The sequence below is a fragment of the Gaoshiqia hydrogeniformans genome (assembly GCF_049347105.1).
GTDB classification, from domain to species: Bacteria; Bacteroidota; Bacteroidia; order Bacteroidales; family Prolixibacteraceae; genus Gaoshiqia; species Gaoshiqia hydrogeniformans.
Genome location: NZ_CP186334.1, coordinates 2,995,817 through 3,010,883, shown reverse-complemented (window position 1 = coordinate 3,010,883; position 15,067 = coordinate 2,995,817). Strand labels below are relative to the sequence as shown.

Annotated in this window: 19 protein-coding genes and 1 tRNA gene; 17 read left to right on the top strand and 3 right to left on the bottom strand. The window is 40.9% G+C overall.

The features are described 5' to 3' along the window. The first annotated feature begins 25 nt into the window (after positions 1 to 25). The 4 genes from ACOIT5_RS12045 (at position 26) to ACOIT5_RS12030 (ending at position 1,416) form a co-directional block, all read left to right on the top strand. Complete coding sequence (locus tag ACOIT5_RS12045; RefSeq protein ID WP_423126410.1) at positions 26 to 358, top strand: type II toxin-antitoxin system HigB family toxin; 333 nt, start codon at positions 26 to 28, stop codon at positions 356 to 358. 10 nt (positions 359 to 368) lie between these two features. Continuing rightward, positions 369 to 818, top strand: a complete 450-nt coding sequence (locus ACOIT5_RS12040) for a helix-turn-helix domain-containing protein (protein ID WP_423126409.1) — start codon at positions 369 to 371, stop codon at positions 816 to 818. Positions 819 to 907: 89 nt separating this feature from the next. Further along, on the top strand, positions 908 to 1,162 hold the full coding sequence (locus ACOIT5_RS12035; RefSeq protein ID WP_423126408.1) for a type II toxin-antitoxin system Phd/YefM family antitoxin: 255 nt from the start codon (positions 908 to 910) through the stop codon (positions 1,160 to 1,162). After that, entirely contained in the window at positions 1,162 to 1,416 is a 255-nt protein-coding gene (locus tag ACOIT5_RS12030) for a Txe/YoeB family addiction module toxin (RefSeq protein WP_423126407.1), read from the top strand. Before ACOIT5_RS12035 ends, ACOIT5_RS12030 begins: the two co-directional genes overlap by 1 nt. Positions 1,417 to 1,747: 331 nt before the next feature. Here the strand turns inward: ACOIT5_RS12030 and ACOIT5_RS12025 are convergent, their stop codons facing one another. Further along, complete coding sequence (locus ACOIT5_RS12025) at positions 1,748 to 2,206, bottom strand: helix-turn-helix domain-containing protein (RefSeq protein ID WP_423126406.1); 459 nt, start codon at positions 2,204 to 2,206, stop codon at positions 1,748 to 1,750. A gap of 312 nt (positions 2,207 to 2,518) precedes the next feature. Here ACOIT5_RS12025 and ACOIT5_RS12020 point away from each other — a divergent pair, with 312 nt between their 5' ends. The 13 genes from ACOIT5_RS12020 (at position 2,519) to ACOIT5_RS11960 (ending at position 13,848) form a co-directional block, all read left to right on the top strand. After that, positions 2,519 to 2,785, top strand: coding sequence for a helix-turn-helix domain-containing protein (locus ACOIT5_RS12020; protein WP_423126405.1), 267 nt, complete (start codon positions 2,519 to 2,521; stop codon positions 2,783 to 2,785). A 4-nt stretch (positions 2,786 to 2,789) separates the two neighbouring features. Continuing rightward, positions 2,790 to 2,927 carry a hypothetical protein gene (locus tag ACOIT5_RS12015; protein WP_423126404.1) on the top strand — a complete coding sequence of 46 codons (138 nt, stop codon included), beginning with the start codon at positions 2,790 to 2,792 and terminating at the stop codon, positions 2,925 to 2,927. Positions 2,928 to 2,958: 31 nt separating this feature from the next. After that, on the top strand, positions 2,959 to 4,005 hold the full coding sequence (locus ACOIT5_RS12010; protein WP_423126403.1) for an AAA family ATPase: 1,047 nt from the start codon (positions 2,959 to 2,961) through the stop codon (positions 4,003 to 4,005). A gap of 191 nt (positions 4,006 to 4,196) precedes the next feature. Continuing rightward, on the top strand, positions 4,197 to 5,078 hold the full coding sequence (locus tag ACOIT5_RS12005) for a toprim domain-containing protein (protein ID WP_423126402.1): 882 nt from the start codon (positions 4,197 to 4,199) through the stop codon (positions 5,076 to 5,078). Further along, positions 5,047 to 6,072, top strand: a complete 1,026-nt coding sequence (locus tag ACOIT5_RS12000; RefSeq protein WP_423126401.1) for a JAB domain-containing protein — start codon at positions 5,047 to 5,049, stop codon at positions 6,070 to 6,072. Before ACOIT5_RS12005 ends, ACOIT5_RS12000 begins: the two co-directional genes overlap by 32 nt. Before the next feature lie 94 nt (positions 6,073 to 6,166). Then, positions 6,167 to 6,493: a hypothetical protein gene (locus tag ACOIT5_RS11995; RefSeq protein WP_423126400.1), complete on the top strand. Its 327-nt coding sequence runs from the start codon at positions 6,167 to 6,169 to the stop codon at positions 6,491 to 6,493. Between the two features lie 169 nt (positions 6,494 to 6,662). Further along, positions 6,663 to 6,836 (top strand): hypothetical protein, encoded by a 174-nt coding sequence (locus ACOIT5_RS11990; RefSeq protein WP_423126399.1) that lies wholly within the window; start codon positions 6,663 to 6,665, stop codon positions 6,834 to 6,836. Positions 6,837 to 7,018: 182 nt separating this feature from the next. Beyond that, on the top strand, positions 7,019 to 7,243 hold the full coding sequence (locus ACOIT5_RS11985; protein ID WP_423126398.1) for a hypothetical protein: 225 nt from the start codon (positions 7,019 to 7,021) through the stop codon (positions 7,241 to 7,243). Positions 7,244 to 7,254: 11 nt separating this feature from the next. Next, entirely contained in the window at positions 7,255 to 9,954 is a 2,700-nt protein-coding gene (locus ACOIT5_RS11980) for a phage tail tape measure protein (RefSeq protein WP_423126397.1), read from the top strand. After that, positions 9,951 to 10,880, top strand: a complete 930-nt coding sequence (locus ACOIT5_RS11975) for a hypothetical protein (RefSeq protein WP_423126396.1) — start codon at positions 9,951 to 9,953, stop codon at positions 10,878 to 10,880. The genes ACOIT5_RS11980 and ACOIT5_RS11975 overlap by 4 nt, the downstream gene beginning before the upstream one ends. An 86-nt stretch (positions 10,881 to 10,966) precedes the next feature. Beyond that, positions 10,967 to 12,130, top strand: a complete 1,164-nt coding sequence (locus ACOIT5_RS11970) for an IS4 family transposase (RefSeq protein WP_423126395.1) — start codon at positions 10,967 to 10,969, stop codon at positions 12,128 to 12,130. Between the two features lie 111 nt (positions 12,131 to 12,241). Continuing rightward, a complete protein-coding gene (locus tag ACOIT5_RS11965; RefSeq protein WP_423126394.1) occupies positions 12,242 to 13,063 on the top strand; it encodes a hypothetical protein in 822 nt (273 codons plus the stop codon). A 47-nt stretch (positions 13,064 to 13,110) separates the two neighbouring features. Next, positions 13,111 to 13,848, top strand: a complete 738-nt coding sequence (locus tag ACOIT5_RS11960; RefSeq protein ID WP_423126393.1) for a hypothetical protein — start codon at positions 13,111 to 13,113, stop codon at positions 13,846 to 13,848. A gap of 87 nt (positions 13,849 to 13,935) precedes the next feature. Here ACOIT5_RS11960 and ACOIT5_RS11955 read toward each other — a convergent pair. Both ACOIT5_RS11955 and ACOIT5_RS11950 read right to left on the bottom strand, forming a co-directional pair. Further along, a tRNA-Asn gene (locus ACOIT5_RS11955) sits at positions 13,936 to 14,009 on the bottom strand. 189 nt (positions 14,010 to 14,198) lie between these two features. Further along, a complete protein-coding gene (locus tag ACOIT5_RS11950) occupies positions 14,199 to 14,963 on the bottom strand; it encodes a hypothetical protein (RefSeq protein ID WP_423126392.1) in 765 nt (254 codons plus the stop codon). Positions 14,964 to 15,067: the final 104 nt, after the last annotated feature.

Below are 15,067 nucleotides of genomic sequence, written 5' to 3'. Positions count from 1 at the left end.
TTTATTAACTTTGCATCATTAGCCTATGAGGGTTCATTTAATAAAGAAGCAGTCTATTGAAGACTATGTGGCTGAAAATGTCCAGGCAAAGCAGCCGTTTAATGGTTGGCTGTCCATTGCGGCACGGGCTGACTGGGAAACGCCCCAGGACATTGTTGGAACATTCAGCAGTGCTGATATATTGGGAAATGGCTCCGACCGGGTAGTATTCAACATTGGCGGAAACAAATACCGGATGATTTGCAAATACTATTTCGGGGAACAAAAAGTGCACCTATTTGTAAAATGGATTGGCACTCATGCAGCTTACACCAAGCTTTGCAATAAAGAGGAACAATATTTTATTGAAATGTTTTAAATCAAACACAATGGAAACTTTAAAATATACCATCATTAAAACCGAAAAGCAGTACAACGAGTATTGCAACGTATTGGAAGATATACTGGTTAAAGGAGATAAAACCCTGACCGATGAAATTGAATTGCTTACCCTGCTGATTGAAAAATGGGACAGCGAGAACAATTCGTTTGAAGAACTTACCCCGGTTGAACTGTTAAAATCGTTGATGGAAGAAAACAACCTGAAAGCCGTTGACCTGGCCCGTATCCTCAATTTATCGAAAGGCACGGTTTCGAAAATACTGAACTGCCAGAAAGGACTATCCAAAGAAACAATACGCCGGCTTTCCGATCATTTCAAGCTTAACCAGGAAGCTTTTAACCGGCCCTACAAACTGGTGAACCAAATAAACCGACATTTCCGGAATGCAAGCCTGATGAACACACCGAAAAATTTAGGCAAAAAGCAGACAGTTTAACCCACAAGAACATGGGAAAAGAAGCCATGAACAAAGCTTTTGGAAATACCTAAAAAAGTACTTAATTTTGTACCAAATCAACAAGCAAGATGAAAGCAGTTAATTATTCAGAACTGAGGCAAAACCTTAAATCCAACCTGGACGCGGTAACGGATGATCAGGAACTATTGGTTGTTCACCGGCCAAAGGGCAAAAGCATTGTCATGATGTCGCTGGCCGAGTATAACGCCTTGCAGGAAACCATGCACCTGAACCGTAGCAAACCCAACCGGCAAAGGCTGGAAAATGCCATCGACAACATTAACGCCAAACGTGGTTTGTTGAATAATCCAATCGTGGAGTAATGGATATCTTTTGGGACAAAACAGCCTGGGAGGATTACCAGTACTGGGTGGACAACGACCGGAAGGTCCTGAAAAAAATAAACGCATTGATTAAAGAGTGCCAACGCACACCATTTGCCGGAACCGGCAAACCGGAAGCCCTGAAACAAAACCTTTCCGGGTTTTGGTCCCGTAGGATTACCGGCGAACACCGCTTGGTGTATAAGGTTGAAAATGATGTTTTGTATATCGCCCAATGCCGGTATCATTATTAATTTTTAAAAGGACTTTCCAAACAAAACATCCGGCGGCTTTCCAATTATTTCAAGCTTAACCAGGAAGCTTTTAACCGCCCCTACAAGCTGGTGAACGAAATAAACCGGCATTTCCGAAATGCAAGCCTGATGAATACCCGGAAAAATATGGATAAAAGGATTGCTGTTTGATTGATCTTTAAAATAGTTAGGAGAGGGGTATGCAAGATGTGTTTTTGTGGTACAAAAAACCATACCCCCCACATAATCTTAATAGAGAAATCTGCCTCCAGACATCCTGAATTTGAGATTTACAAGCGGTTTTTGGAACGAAAAATAGATTCAGATATAATCAATCTATTTTGTCAGTCTTAATTAACTGAGGTCTAAGGGCATATTCTTTCTGGGTACTTTCCTTGCGGATGATGGCCAAATAATTATTCAAAAACTCAAGTTCTTCAATTATACCCTCCTTGCTAATATCCGAATCTTTAATTCTATCAATTAATTCATCAACCAGCTTGGCTGAATATTTGGCATTCTCTAAGATATGTGAAAATGATAAATTGCCTTCAATTATTGTATTATTAATCCTTTCAACAATATCTGCACTTACTGCTGGCAACAGATCGTTATATGAATCTATTTTAAGAATCCGGCAAATCTCCAAAAATCTCTCGATACTTAAAACATTTAACCCCTGCTCTATTTTTTGGTATCCGGGTTGACTAATATTTAGTGCTTCAGCCATTTGTTTTTGACTGATTTTCTTTGTCTTCCTGAGTTCTTTTATCCGTTTCAAAACTAACATGCTGTAAAAATAATACTATTTAGATCATTTTGCACCAAAATGATCTAAATACAACTATTCAGATTTTTATTATCTTTTTGTGTGCATTATAAATACTTATCTGTTATATTTGCGCATATAAATACTTAATACTATAACAGCATGAAAGATGTAACTATCCCGAAACAAGAAACCAAAGACAAACGGCTGTTTGTCCCAGTAACCCCAACCCAGCATAAACGGATTATGCAGTACTGCCGAGATAGGAAAGTAAGACTTACCGATTTGATCAGGTATGCCCTTAAAGAAACTTATGACCTATAACTTCAAGCTATGGAAAAGGTAATGATACTATCCACCGCAGAAGAAATAGCCAAAGGGATCAGAATGATCTTGGACGAACATTCTTCAAACCAAAAACAGCCGGCTGATTTTGGGTCCGAAAAAATGACCGTTGGCGATGGTGCCAAGTATATCGATGTAAGTTATACCACACTGTGCAAATGGATCAATACAGGGAAAGTGCCGGTACATGGGAAAGGCCGCACCCGCTTTTTATTAAAATCTGAGTTGATTGAAGCTTATAAAAAAATTGAATGAGACCATGAAAAAGAAAACAACAGTCACAGCTCATTTCCCGGGTATCGGTAAAGTCGAAATCAGTAAGGAACGAGCGGACAGGATCAAATGGTTACAAAGTGTGATCCGGGAGCGGAAAGAGAAAGAGAAGAAAGAAGAATAGGCAAGCCTCACCGAAGAAACAACAGAAAAAAATGGATCTTACCAAACAACAACTTCAGACGCTACTAAACGAGGCCGCGCTGAAAGCGGATCATGAATTTGCGGCTCCACCCACCATACTAGAAATTGAAGGAGTATATGGAGATCAGATTTTTGCCACGCTGGGGAATTTTTCAACGATACTCGCCCGACCTAAAGTTGGCAAAACTACTTTTACCGCAATAGCGGTGAGTTCGCTTTTGACTGGCACCAAAAAACTAAACTTTATCCCCAAATTACCAAACGAACGACAAAAAATACTTTGGATCGATACCGAGCAGGGCAAACCAGAGTGTATAAAGATCCTTCGGCTCATAGCTAAATTAACAACCGGGAATGAACAAGAACACCCTGAGAACCTGTATTTTTTTTCATTTAGACAATTTGGCAACCAACAACGAATACAGTTGACAGAGTTTGCTATCAATGCTATTAAAGATCTATCCTTTGTGATTATTGACGGAATTAGGGATTTCGTTTCGTCCATTAACGATGAAAGAGAGGCAACCTATATTGCCGATAAACTCCTAAAATGGACACAAGAACGAGACATACATATTTTAACCATCCTTCACCAGAATAAAGGAGATGCGAACGCAAGGGGCCACCTGGGGACAGAGTTAATGAATAAAGCAGAAACTGTTGCAAAATTAGTGAGAGACGAAACCACCGGAACCCGGTTAACAATAGTGGAACCAGAATTTACGCGACACAAAGATTTTGAGCCGTTTGCATATTCTATCGACGAAAAAGGATACATATCTGGAGAAGAAGCCAAACAAGGTTATCAGCCACAGAACCCCAAGGTTCATGAATTAACATCTCAGCAACTTCAAGAGGTGATAAACACAACCTTCAACGGAAGTTCGTCATTACCATACGGAAAGCTTTGGCAAGGTCTAAAAACATCGTTGAAATCCATTGATATTCAGTTTGGAGATAATAAATGTAAAGAATTGGTGAGCTACATGCAGAATAATCATTATTTGAACTACAATGATCAGTTCAAACATTATTCATCAAACGTTCCAAAGGTTTAGTGGTTTAGTTAGCAGTTTAATTAAACTAAACCACATATATTATTGATTTATCGAATTTTACAAAAATAAATACTTAGACCAGTTTAGTTTACCCTACTATATATAGACCACAATTAAACTAAACCACTTAATGTACTGATATGTTGAAAGTTAACCAGTTTAATGAAAAATGCTAATCAAAAAAAGAAAAAATGACCTGCACCGAAGCAAATAAAATCCCTTGTACTCACATCCTGACGCACCACTATAACCAAACTGGAGAGGTCCGACGAAATGACGTTTGGTTCAAAGCGCCAAATCGCAATGAAAGCCGGCCAAGCTTAAAAGTTAACCGTACTGACAATGTGTGGTATGATTTCGGATCCGGGAAAGGCGGCCGGCCGGTTGACCTGGTTTGCTACTTGTCTGGGGTATCTGTTGCCGGTGCGTTGCTCGTCCTGTCTGGTATCGCTCCCGCCCCAATCGATTTTTTTTCTTTTGACGAGCAAAATTCCGCTACCAGTTCAATCGAGATCAAACACCTTCAGCCACTCCAGAACAAAGCTTTAATTCAATACGTGGAATCAAGAAACATTTCCGCTAAGGTTGCCGGAAAGTACCTAGAGGAAGCCTACTATCTCACCAATGAAAAAAATTACTTTGCCCTGGCATTCAAAAACGACAAAGGCGGGTTTGAACTACGAAATAAATATTTCAAAGGTGGCAGTTCACCCAAAGCAATTACAACAATTCCCGGAGTAACAAAATCAGTCAATCTGTTCGAGGGCTTTATGGACTTCCTGTCAGCTGTAGAATACTTCAGTTCTACCCACGCAAAGAATCATACCATTGTCCTCAATTCACTCAGCAATATCAATGATAGATTTCTAGCGGATCTATCAAAATTTATCCGGATAAACTTATACCTGGACAATGACCAGGCAGGACAAAGGGCAGCCCAAATAATATCTCAATTATATCCCAGTACCATTAACCATGCGGAAATGATTTACCAAAACTATAAAGATTTCAATGAATTATTAACAAACAAAAATGAAGATCATGTTTACAAAAATGCAAAAAGTAGTATGTAAAAACGCATTACCAATTGGAACCAAATTTCCCGTAGGAATAGAAAAAGGAAAAACCTACACCGTAAACAATGTTTCAAATTGCAAATGTGGAGTTGTTCTAATTGATCTGAATGAGGCAGAGCCAAGTTCTGACAGAGTTTGCCCATTGTGTGATAATCCAATTGGTCCATCTACATTTTTGGCTAAAAGGTTTGAGAAATTAGGCTGCGACATAATTTCAAACCAAGAGATCATTAAAGAAGTGATTCAAGCGAAAACTGACAGATTAGATTATCACACCACTAGCCCAAATTCAAAAACAATGAAAAGAAAAGCCCAAATTTTAAACAATTGGAATGTTGGAGAACTTAAGCTGAAATATCAGAAAAAAGTGAATCCAAAGTTTACCATCTCATCTCCGGAAGATGTTTGGAATGTTATCATGGCCTCTGTCCCGGATCGGGACGAATTGGATATTCAGGAATTCTTTTTTGCCATTTATCTCAACAGAGCATCAGAAGTCTTGGGTTTTAAGGTAATTAGTAAAGGTAATTTGGAGAGCGTCCAGATCAACCAAAAGCTTATTTTTTCAACCGCTCTCTTATTAAACGCCACCGGGTTTATAGTTGCACACAACCATCCATCCGGACAATTAACTCCCTCGACTAACGATGTTGACTTCACGAATCATTTAAGGAAGGCCGCAGATATTCTAGATTTTGACCTAGTTGATCATACCATTATCACACAGGATTCAGCCCTTTCCCTTAGGCTCCAAAATTATGTTGATTTGTGGCGGGACGGTTGGTATCGTGGATATGCCAGGAACATTGAAGACAAGTGTCCAACTGCACGTCGGATATCCAAGAACAAAAGGAAGACCGGTCCGCAAAATGAACAGAATAGAAAAATGGAGCTTTCAGGCAAAACAGAAATTGAATATTTGGAAAGTTTGAAAAATGAAGAAATAGCCGAATTAAGAGATGGTGAAAATTTCGAAAACTGCAGAAAATGAAAACGAAGCCATTGAATACGCAAAAAAGACCATCCACGAATGGCGGATTGTTTCCTCCGAACTTAAATATGTAAGCCATTAAACTAAAAAAAACATGACTAAAGCTGAATATCACCAGTTATTCATTACGAAGATACCTATCATCATTCAAGGGCATCGTGCATACAATGCCTTGATTAAAGCCACCATTCCAATTGATGACCAGGAAGGCCGGATTAACAAGGCACTTGAACGGTTGAAATTTAACGATGACGACATCGATAATTTAAGCGAAATGTGTCAATGGCACGAAGCCGAACTTGAAAAAATGGGTATAGATCCGCTTGATCATCTTCCATTCACCGATGAAGATAAAGCCTACCTGGATAAGTTTCTAGTGAGGATTCCCTGGCACCAACGATTATTGAGAAAAATATTTTGAAGAAACCTCAAGCTACTGACTTTTAAATCCCGCCTAAATATCTGGTGGGATTTTTTATTTTATCAAAATATAGACGCATACGCTTTATAGTCAACTAGATAGAATCTGTCCTTTTTTCTGTGACACGCCTGCCATATCTTCACTGTTAGATTTTTAACAAAGAAAAGTAATGGAAAAAATTTTTACCAAATGGCTTTCGCTGCGGCTTACTCCATCAGACCTGCATGATGTAGGTTGCGCGTGCAAAAAGAACAAGCTAACACGGAGCGAATTCATCCGTGAGTTGATAAAAAAAGAACTGGAAAAAGAAGAAAATGATGCAGAAAACAAACGACAGGAATAGTCCCCCGGCTGTCATATTTCCTGCATTTTATGCTCCTTTTTATGCTCAAATGGATAGGGCGTGTTCCGTATGCTCTAAGGTAATGTAAGCCATTTCAGTGGATTTTGACCCCTTTGTATTGGGATAAGATATTGATTAATTGATATTTGAATTGATTTTTAACTTTTTAAAAACTGGATAAAATGATGATAGATATTGAAACAAAAAAAGCACAACCTCACCTGAGGTTTAAATTGGGTGATAAGGTTTTTTTATCATCCGATGAAAAAAAGAAACGTCCGATGGTGATTACCCGCTATTGCCTTTTAGTAGATGATGATGAAACGGATGATTATTTCGTGTCATGGTTGAACTCTCAGGGCAAACCGGAGCAAATATCTGTTCCAGATGCAGCTTTAACTAAATAATTACCAACACAATGGCAAACTCATACAACAGACGGATAAACCTTTACATCAATGGTAAAGAAGTAAAAAATGATATTGGTTCCATTCAGGCCGAAATGCGCAAGCTCATTTATGAACAACGGCGGATGACGATCGGGAGTCAGGAATATGAAGACCAGTTTAAAAAAATTGGGCGACTTAAATCAATTGCCGACAAACACAAGGCTGACATTCAGAATATGGGCAAATCATGGTCAACCATTGCTGCAGAGAAGATCAATAAATACTTCGGATTGGTCAGTTCCGGTATTGCTTCAATTGCAGGGCTTGCCATTGCGTATAGGCGCGCAGCAGATGCAGCCGATAAGTTTGAAGAGCGAGTTGATAACCTATCAGCTTTAACCGGGTTGAATGGAATTGAGCTTGAAAAACTTGGCAAAACCGCACAAGAAACCTCCGTAAAAATTACTGACGGTGGAGTGAGGATTAAACAAAGTGCAGATGATATTGTGGACGCTTACACCAAAGTAGGATCCCAGCGCCCCGAACTTCTGAAAGATGCCGAAGCGCTGGCCGCAGTAACTGAAGATGCTATTATCCTTTCCGAAGCCGCCAAATCTGACCTTGAACCGGCCGTTAAAGGGTTGACCACTACGATGAACCAGTTTAACCTGCCGGCAAGCGAAAGCCGCCGGATCATCAACGCAATGGCCGCAGGATCCAAAGAGGGTGCAGCGGATATTCCATACCTCACTCAGGCAATAGAAAAATCCGGTACCACGATGAACCTGATGAATGTTTCGCTGGAAGAGAACATCGGGTTAATTGAAGCAATGGCCCCATTTTACGCCAAAGCAGAAATGGCCGGTAACTCCCTGGATAAAGTTTTTCTTAAATTGAAAGAAAAACAGATTGGCTATGTAAATGGCACTTTCAGCGTAAATGCTGCGCTGGAAGAGCTTGAAAGACGTTATAAAAACGGCGAATCGGCAGCATCAATTTTCGGAGTCGAACATGCTAAAATGGGTGAGCTGCTTGTGCAAAACAGGGCAGAATTTAACCGATATACCAATGCTGTTACCGGCACAAACATGGCCATTGAGCAGGCCGCAAAAAATACCGATAACGCGAAAGCAATTCAAGCCCAGGCTAACAATGCTTTTCATAATGCAGCTATTGAAATCGGAAAAAACCTTTCCCCAGCAATGACCGCTTTGTACCAGGTTGCAGGTTCGGTGGCAACCGCTTTTACCCGGATGATCGCTGCATCTCCAGCAGCCTCGCTCCGGGAAGAACAAACAGAACTTAACCTGTTGGTTACATCGATCATGAACGCCAACAACAGCCAGGCTACACGTAATAAGTTCATCCAGGCGCTCCAGGAGAAATATCCTGACTTCCTGCAGAATATAAATACCGAAAAACTGACCAATGAAGAACTTAGGGATCGATTGAAAGAAGTAAACAAAGAATACGAAAGTAAAATTCTGCTGGCCATCAAGGAAGACGCCCTGAAAACTAATTACCGGCAGCGTATTGATTTGACCCTCCAGGAACTTGATACAATCAAACAGTTGGCAAAATATGAAGAACTGGCCAACCAGGCCCGGACAAAAGCTGCAACCGAAAAAGACCCGCTAAAACTTCGCACCTTGCTGAGCGATGAAGAAATTACCGCACTGAACGCGATGGACCTTTTACCGCGGAAACTTGATAAGATCCGCGACCAGTTCCAGGGACTTTTAGACGAAGAAGCAGCCCTGAATGATGCGATTACCGAACTTCGGGGAAAACTGAACATTCAGGATGCATATCCCGATCCTGATCCGGGGACTAATCAAGGAGCTACGCCGGTTGCCGACGGAACACAACCAAAGATGGATATGCTCAGCGAAGTTTCCGTTGAAATCAACCAACGCGCCCGGGAGATCGAGACCCTGGAAACGATGGAGGCCGACTGGCTGGCATACCAGCAGCAAATGGCAGATGCCGGGCAAAAAATTTCCGAAGAAAAAATTGAACAATGGAACAAAGAAATTGAAGCCCGGAGAGCTGTGAAGGACGCCATATGGAGCCTTTCCGGTCAGGCAATGGACGCGCTGATCCAAGTCGCCGGCATGGAATCAAACATCGGCAAAGCCTTGTTTCTACTTAACCAGGCCAGGGCTGTTGGCGAAGTTATTTTTCATACCGGCATTGCCAATGCAAAGGCAGTTGCTGCTTCTCCGCTTACCTTTGGCCAGCCTTGGGTGGGCATAAATACCGCTTCTGCCGGTGTTTCAATTGCTTCTATCCTCGCACAAACAGTAAGCCAGGCCGCCAAGTTTGCAACCGGGGGATTCACCGGGGGAGAATCGTTGTATGTCGCAGGAGAATCCGGAGAAGAATGGATTGCACCCCACAAAATGATAAACAACCCGATCACCGGACCGGTGATTAACTGGCTGGAGGATTTTCGGAAAGGTCGTTACACCATAAACCCGGGCATTATGGAAGCCGTGTCCAACCAGTCGTCTGCTTACAGATCTGATGGTCCATCTCTCAGCCAGATCAATGGGCCACAGGTAATCGTGCAATCAGACCCCCGGCTTATTTCACTTTTAGAAAAATTGGAAAAGAAACTTAATGATGGGATTGAAGCTAAAGCCATAATCAGCAAATATGGCAAAGGCGGCTTGGACGAAGCTTTGGAAGAAATGGAGAATTTTAAAAATAAAGTAAAAACACAATGAAATTAAAAGTTGGTGATGCATTAATCCAGATGCCTGTTGATCAAACAATTAGCATCGAACGGAACAGCCCGATCCTTAACGATGATACAGGCACATTTTCTTACCCCTTCCCGGTGCCTTTTAATCCTAACGCTAAGGCTTTAGGGTGGCCTGGCAGGTTGCAAAGGAAAAATAAACTGGGAGTTCAGGATTTTTTACTGGAAGATTCCGGTATCCAGGTTTTGCGCGGAGAAACAGCCTACGACAGTATAAACAGGGACGAGATTGGGTTGGTACTAAAGTCAGGGAACACGATTTTTTATAAAAAAATGGAGGGTGTCATGTTGGGAGATATTGATTTTGGCGGCGAATATTACCCATATGTACCATTGCCCAAAGTAGGTGGATCATATGATTTCTCCTATTGGGACGCATGGAAGGCCACTTATGGAACAGATCCGGATCCGCGGACCATGTTAGAGAACCGCTGGAGGGAATACAACGCACTGGGCGGCGATATTATTCTTGCTCCATTTTACGCTAACGTTGATAATAAGCAGACATTGGTCAATTATGTAAATTCTTCCGGGCAATTATATATTACACATAATATTGATATATCTGCCCTCTCCGCCCCATACTGTTTTCAGTTTAAAGTCAATTTTATACTAACAAAAATTTTTGAGGATGCCGGATATTCGGTTAACTCCAATCAGTTTGCGGTATCGATACATAAAAATGCGATCATTTTTGGGAAAATTATGATTGTAGGCCGATCATTTTTATTGGATGGCGGTGTGACCTATTCGTACATTTCATTCCCAAAATTTAACACGCTTTATTATGCCGACTTGATGCCTGAAATCGAAGTACTTGATTTTATCGAGACCATTAAAAACATGTTCTGTTTCATTACCGTCCCATTAAAAACTAAAAAAGTTCTTTGATGTATTTGAAATTTAGTTAGTTGTATCCATTTTTCGAGCGAACGGACTTGAATTTTTAGTTTTGCATCAGATTATTCTGATTGCATATGTATCAAGACAAATACGTTTTCGCTCAACTAGTCTCGTTTCTGAATCGAAGCAAATTCAATCGTATTGTTGCCAAATACAATGGCGACAAATACGTGAAGCATTTCACTTGTTGGAATCAATTGCTATCTCTGATGTTCGGGCAATTGTCAAATCGTGAAAGTCTTAGAGATTTGATCGTCGCACTTGATGCTCATCACTCCAAATCTTATCATTTGGGATTGGGCAAGAACATTTCAAAATCATCACTGGCCAGAGCCAATCAAGACAGGGACTATCACATCTTTGAAGAGTATGCTTACTATCTGGTAAACGAAGCCAGGCAGAAACGCGTTGCTGACATCTTCAAGCTTGAAGGCAATGTCTATGCTTTTGATTCAACGACAATTGACTTATGCCTTTCGGTATTCTGGTGGGCGAAGTTCCGTAAGAAAAAAGGTGGAATCAAAGTACATGCATTATACGATGTGGAGACACAGATACCTGCATTTTTCCATATCACTGAAGCATCTGTTCACGACTCTACTGCCATGAAAGAGATCCCTTATGAATCAGGCTCATATTACATATTTGACCGTGCATATAATCACTTCAAGATGTTGTATAAGATTCATCAAATAGGAGCTTTCTATGTTTTAAGAGCCAAAAAGAATCTACAATGCAAGATGATCAAATGGAAACGAAGATTGCCCAAGAACGTGCTTTCAGATGTAACAATTGAATTGACTGGGTTTTATCCTAAGCAATACTATCCAGAGCATCTTAGATTGGTCAGATATTGGGATGAAGAACAAAAGCGTGAGCTTGTATTCTTGACCAATGCAATGCACATTTCTGCATTGCAGGTTGCTGAACTTTACAAGAACCGCTGGCAAGTCGAGCTGTTCTTCAAATGGTTAAAGCAACATCTGAAAATCAAAAAGTTTTGGGGTACTACTGAAAATGCTGTTCGGATTCAAATCTACGCTGCCATGTGCACTTACTGCTTGGTGGCAATCGTCCAAAAGGACATGCAACTTGATAGAAGCACATATGAGGTCTTGCAGATACTGAGCATATCTTTAACAGATAAAACTAATCTTCGAGACCTATTTGATAGAACTAAATTTCAAAATGACAAAGAACGTTTTAGCCTTAATGAGCCAAATTTGTTTAATTATTAATACGTCCCGATTTTAATGGGACACTAGTGGTTCTGTTTAACTATTGATATTGACGAACGAAGGAAAGAAGTTTCGATTTATTCAAAAAACCAATTATTCCTGCCCTCAAATTTGTTTCAGCTTCCTGGATCCGAACTGAATTCATACGAACATCACGAAGAAAATATTCCTGAAGGATACACCCTGAAATACAGAACACAGGAGGACGATGAAGCTACCAAATCTGATTACACCCCGTTGTTATCGGTCGCTACCCACAACGATCTGCCGGCTGTGGTTGCAGAACTATACGATGAAGTTGTGCACGTGGACAATACCGGGTACGATTATATACTGAAAGAAACAGGATCAGGCCGCGAATGGAAACAAATTGGCCGGTTAAAAGAATATACAGAAGGAACAGCAGCCGAGAATCTTGAAATAAACGCCAATGTTCCGGTATGCGAGCAACGAGAGATAAGTCAAATTTCAAAAACAACTGACATCACGATTGTAAATACGTTCATTTTAAAAAACGAACCGTTCACCAACCAATCACTGTATATTACTCTTTTCCGAGGCTCATTGACCTTAGGCTCCGTGACCATCCCGAATATTTTATCTAACAGGCAAATGACAGACGGTTCGCGGGATTTTGATATCGATTTGACACCCTCATTCTTGAATACCTATAATTATGCGCTTTTCATGGAATGGAAAGCATATCACGCCCGCCGGTTTGTCAAGTATTTTAAAATGTCGCTAAAGGATGTGGTGAACCTGAAATTCAAAAAACGATACGTGATAAACGGTATCCCATTCATTCTGAATAAAATAAATTTTGAGTTATCACATAAAGGCATTGTAAAAATTGAAGGATACACCGCGCCGAACACTACGCGAGAGCTTCCCCCTGATTGGGAACTCCCCGATCCGCCCTTTATTATTTCTTAATGGTGCATTAAAAAAAAATAGTATCACAAAAAAAATCATTTAAAATTATGGAAAAAGTATTTGTACGCAGACCCATTGGTCTACCCGACACTAAACTCCAGGAACAAATCCGTAGCGTCTACACCAAAATTGTTGACGAAATCAACAATATTGAAGTGGAGCTAAGGGTGCTGGTCACTAACGACCAGGTGACAGCCCTTGATTCTGACTTGTTATTTGAGTTACTAAAATCGAAAGAACCGGAGAACTGGTTGATTTCTAAGTATGTCCAAGCCAAAAACATCAACATCCCACACCTGAAAACAGAAAAATTGAAAGAGTTGGGATTGTTCGATTTGCCGGATTACAGCGAGATCTTGGACAGTCATGCCTCCCTGCACCGCTGCCTGGAAAAAGCAGATCAATTACGATTTATTTTTCCTCTTCGTATGTTGATTGTTCAGCATGAAGACGGCGATTTTTTCACCCTGACCGATGCTTTTGAAAACGAGCTGATTGAGGCAACAACCATGTTTACCCAAAATGAAGAGCAAAACGAAGTGCTTAACACCCTGGAAGCCATCGCCAAAAGCTTGAACCAGTTGAATAGTTTTGGAATTTTCAACATCAAGAAGAATGGCATTTATATGATTTCGACCGATTTTGGGCTCCTCTTCAACACAAACAAAACAGAAGATGTTAACCTGGTTTCGGTAAATACGCGAGCTTTTAAAAATCGGTTATTGAGACGTTTCTATGAAGGACCTTTATTCGGGGACACAAAGTCAGTTGGTTTTTGGGATTAGATGGTGGTGTTTTCTTCATTCTCTCTTTAAAACTCTCTTTAAACAAAAATAACGTGCTGATTTTCAGCACGTTATTTTTAAAATTAGCTCCCCAGGTAGGACTTGAACCTACGACCTACGGATTAACAGTCCGCCGCTCTAACCAACTGAGCTACTAGGGAATTTCTGTATTGGAACGTTTGCTTTGTGTTTCAAAAGCGATGCAAAAATAACAGCTTTTCTCAAAACAAAAAACTTTTCTGAAAAAAATCCTGAAACTTTTTTCAAAAAAATCCGGGGCCATTTTGCTGCCGACAGACCGGCCCCATCACATCGTTCAGACTATTAAAACCTTAGCAAAATCAGCCTTTTCAGAAATGTCTGACCAATGCTGAGCGCCACCAGTGATAATATTTTCCTTCCAGATCGGAGATTGCCGGAAACGGGTAAAACAGGTAATGATCTTTATCGCCGATATAAAACCCGGTTTTAATGGTCCTGTATGGGATATCGTCGCGCAGGAAACGCAAAACCGTCTTGGTTTGTCTGCCCGGCGATTCTTTCAGGCGGATCAGGCAATCGCGCAAATGGTCGGGGTTCGGATAAGGCAAATTGTTCAGCGGCGCATAAGGGTCGTTTACCAGTTCATTCAACCTGAGGTCGGCCATAAAAATTTTTGGAGCCGAAACCGGTTTGCCGGTATCGGTGAGAAACCGGATGAAATCGACGGGCGGTAATTTACTGGCCACCCGGGTGGTAATCGGTATAAATTGCTGATAAAGATGAATCTCATCCGGGTTCCGGTCCACATAATCCCTGGGTTCAACTTCAAGGGCAATACCATCGTCGGTGACCAGGTAGAGGTTTTTCAGCGCTTTCATCGGGATACTTTCAAAGGTGCGGTAAATCGACAGGTAAACGGAGCGTTTGGGTTCGCCGTCATCATAGGGCTTCATCTTCATGTTGATATAATCCTGGTTCAACCTGGTTTTATCCGGATCAATTTCGAAAAAGATGGCCTGCCCCCTGGTTTGCTTTTTGGTGCCTACGGCCAGGTAATTGCCAAAATCGGCGGGGGCCAGATGAGAGGCAATTAACGATTCGGGAGTAGCAACCAGATAGTAATATTTTCTCATGGCATTTAATTTTTGGTTGTATCATAAGTACGATTTACAAACTGAAAAGTTAACCAAACCCGTTATGCGATGACCTGAATCTGCTTGAAACAAACTTTCGTAAT

Excerpts from the sequence above, each read along its gene's own strand:
- ACOIT5_RS12010 (WP_423126403.1), top strand. The coding sequence starts at position 2,959 with ATGGATCTTACCAAACAACAACTTCAGACGCTACTAAACGAGGCCGCG.
- ACOIT5_RS11970 (WP_423126395.1), top strand. The coding sequence starts at position 10,967 with ATGTATCAAGACAAATACGTTTTCGCTCAACTAGTCTCGTTTCTGAAT.
- ACOIT5_RS12040 (WP_423126409.1), top strand. The coding sequence starts at position 369 with ATGGAAACTTTAAAATATACCATCATTAAAACCGAAAAGCAGTACAAC.
- ACOIT5_RS11980 (WP_423126397.1), top strand. The coding sequence starts at position 7,255 with ATGGCAAACTCATACAACAGACGGATAAACCTTTACATCAATGGTAAA.
- ACOIT5_RS12005 (WP_423126402.1), top strand. The coding sequence starts at position 4,197 with ATGACCTGCACCGAAGCAAATAAAATCCCTTGTACTCACATCCTGACG.
- ACOIT5_RS12045 (WP_423126410.1), top strand. The coding sequence starts at position 26 with ATGAGGGTTCATTTAATAAAGAAGCAGTCTATTGAAGACTATGTGGCT.
- ACOIT5_RS11985 (WP_423126398.1), top strand. The coding sequence starts at position 7,019 with ATGATGATAGATATTGAAACAAAAAAAGCACAACCTCACCTGAGGTTT.
- ACOIT5_RS12025 (WP_423126406.1), bottom strand. The coding sequence starts at position 2,206 with ATGTTAGTTTTGAAACGGATAAAAGAACTCAGGAAGACAAAGAAAATC.
- ACOIT5_RS11975 (WP_423126396.1), top strand. The coding sequence starts at position 9,951 with ATGAAATTAAAAGTTGGTGATGCATTAATCCAGATGCCTGTTGATCAA.
- ACOIT5_RS12015 (WP_423126404.1), top strand. The coding sequence starts at position 2,790 with ATGAAAAAGAAAACAACAGTCACAGCTCATTTCCCGGGTATCGGTAAA.
- ACOIT5_RS12020 (WP_423126405.1), top strand. The coding sequence starts at position 2,519 with ATGGAAAAGGTAATGATACTATCCACCGCAGAAGAAATAGCCAAAGGG.
- ACOIT5_RS11950 (WP_423126392.1), bottom strand. The coding sequence starts at position 14,963 with ATGAGAAAATATTACTATCTGGTTGCTACTCCCGAATCGTTAATTGCC.
- ACOIT5_RS11995 (WP_423126400.1), top strand. The coding sequence starts at position 6,167 with ATGACTAAAGCTGAATATCACCAGTTATTCATTACGAAGATACCTATC.
- ACOIT5_RS12030 (WP_423126407.1), top strand. The coding sequence starts at position 1,162 with ATGGATATCTTTTGGGACAAAACAGCCTGGGAGGATTACCAGTACTGG.
- ACOIT5_RS11960 (WP_423126393.1), top strand. The coding sequence starts at position 13,111 with ATGGAAAAAGTATTTGTACGCAGACCCATTGGTCTACCCGACACTAAA.
- ACOIT5_RS12035 (WP_423126408.1), top strand. The coding sequence starts at position 908 with ATGAAAGCAGTTAATTATTCAGAACTGAGGCAAAACCTTAAATCCAAC.
- ACOIT5_RS11990 (WP_423126399.1), top strand. The coding sequence starts at position 6,663 with ATGGAAAAAATTTTTACCAAATGGCTTTCGCTGCGGCTTACTCCATCA.
- ACOIT5_RS12000 (WP_423126401.1), top strand. The coding sequence starts at position 5,047 with ATGTTTACAAAAATGCAAAAAGTAGTATGTAAAAACGCATTACCAATT.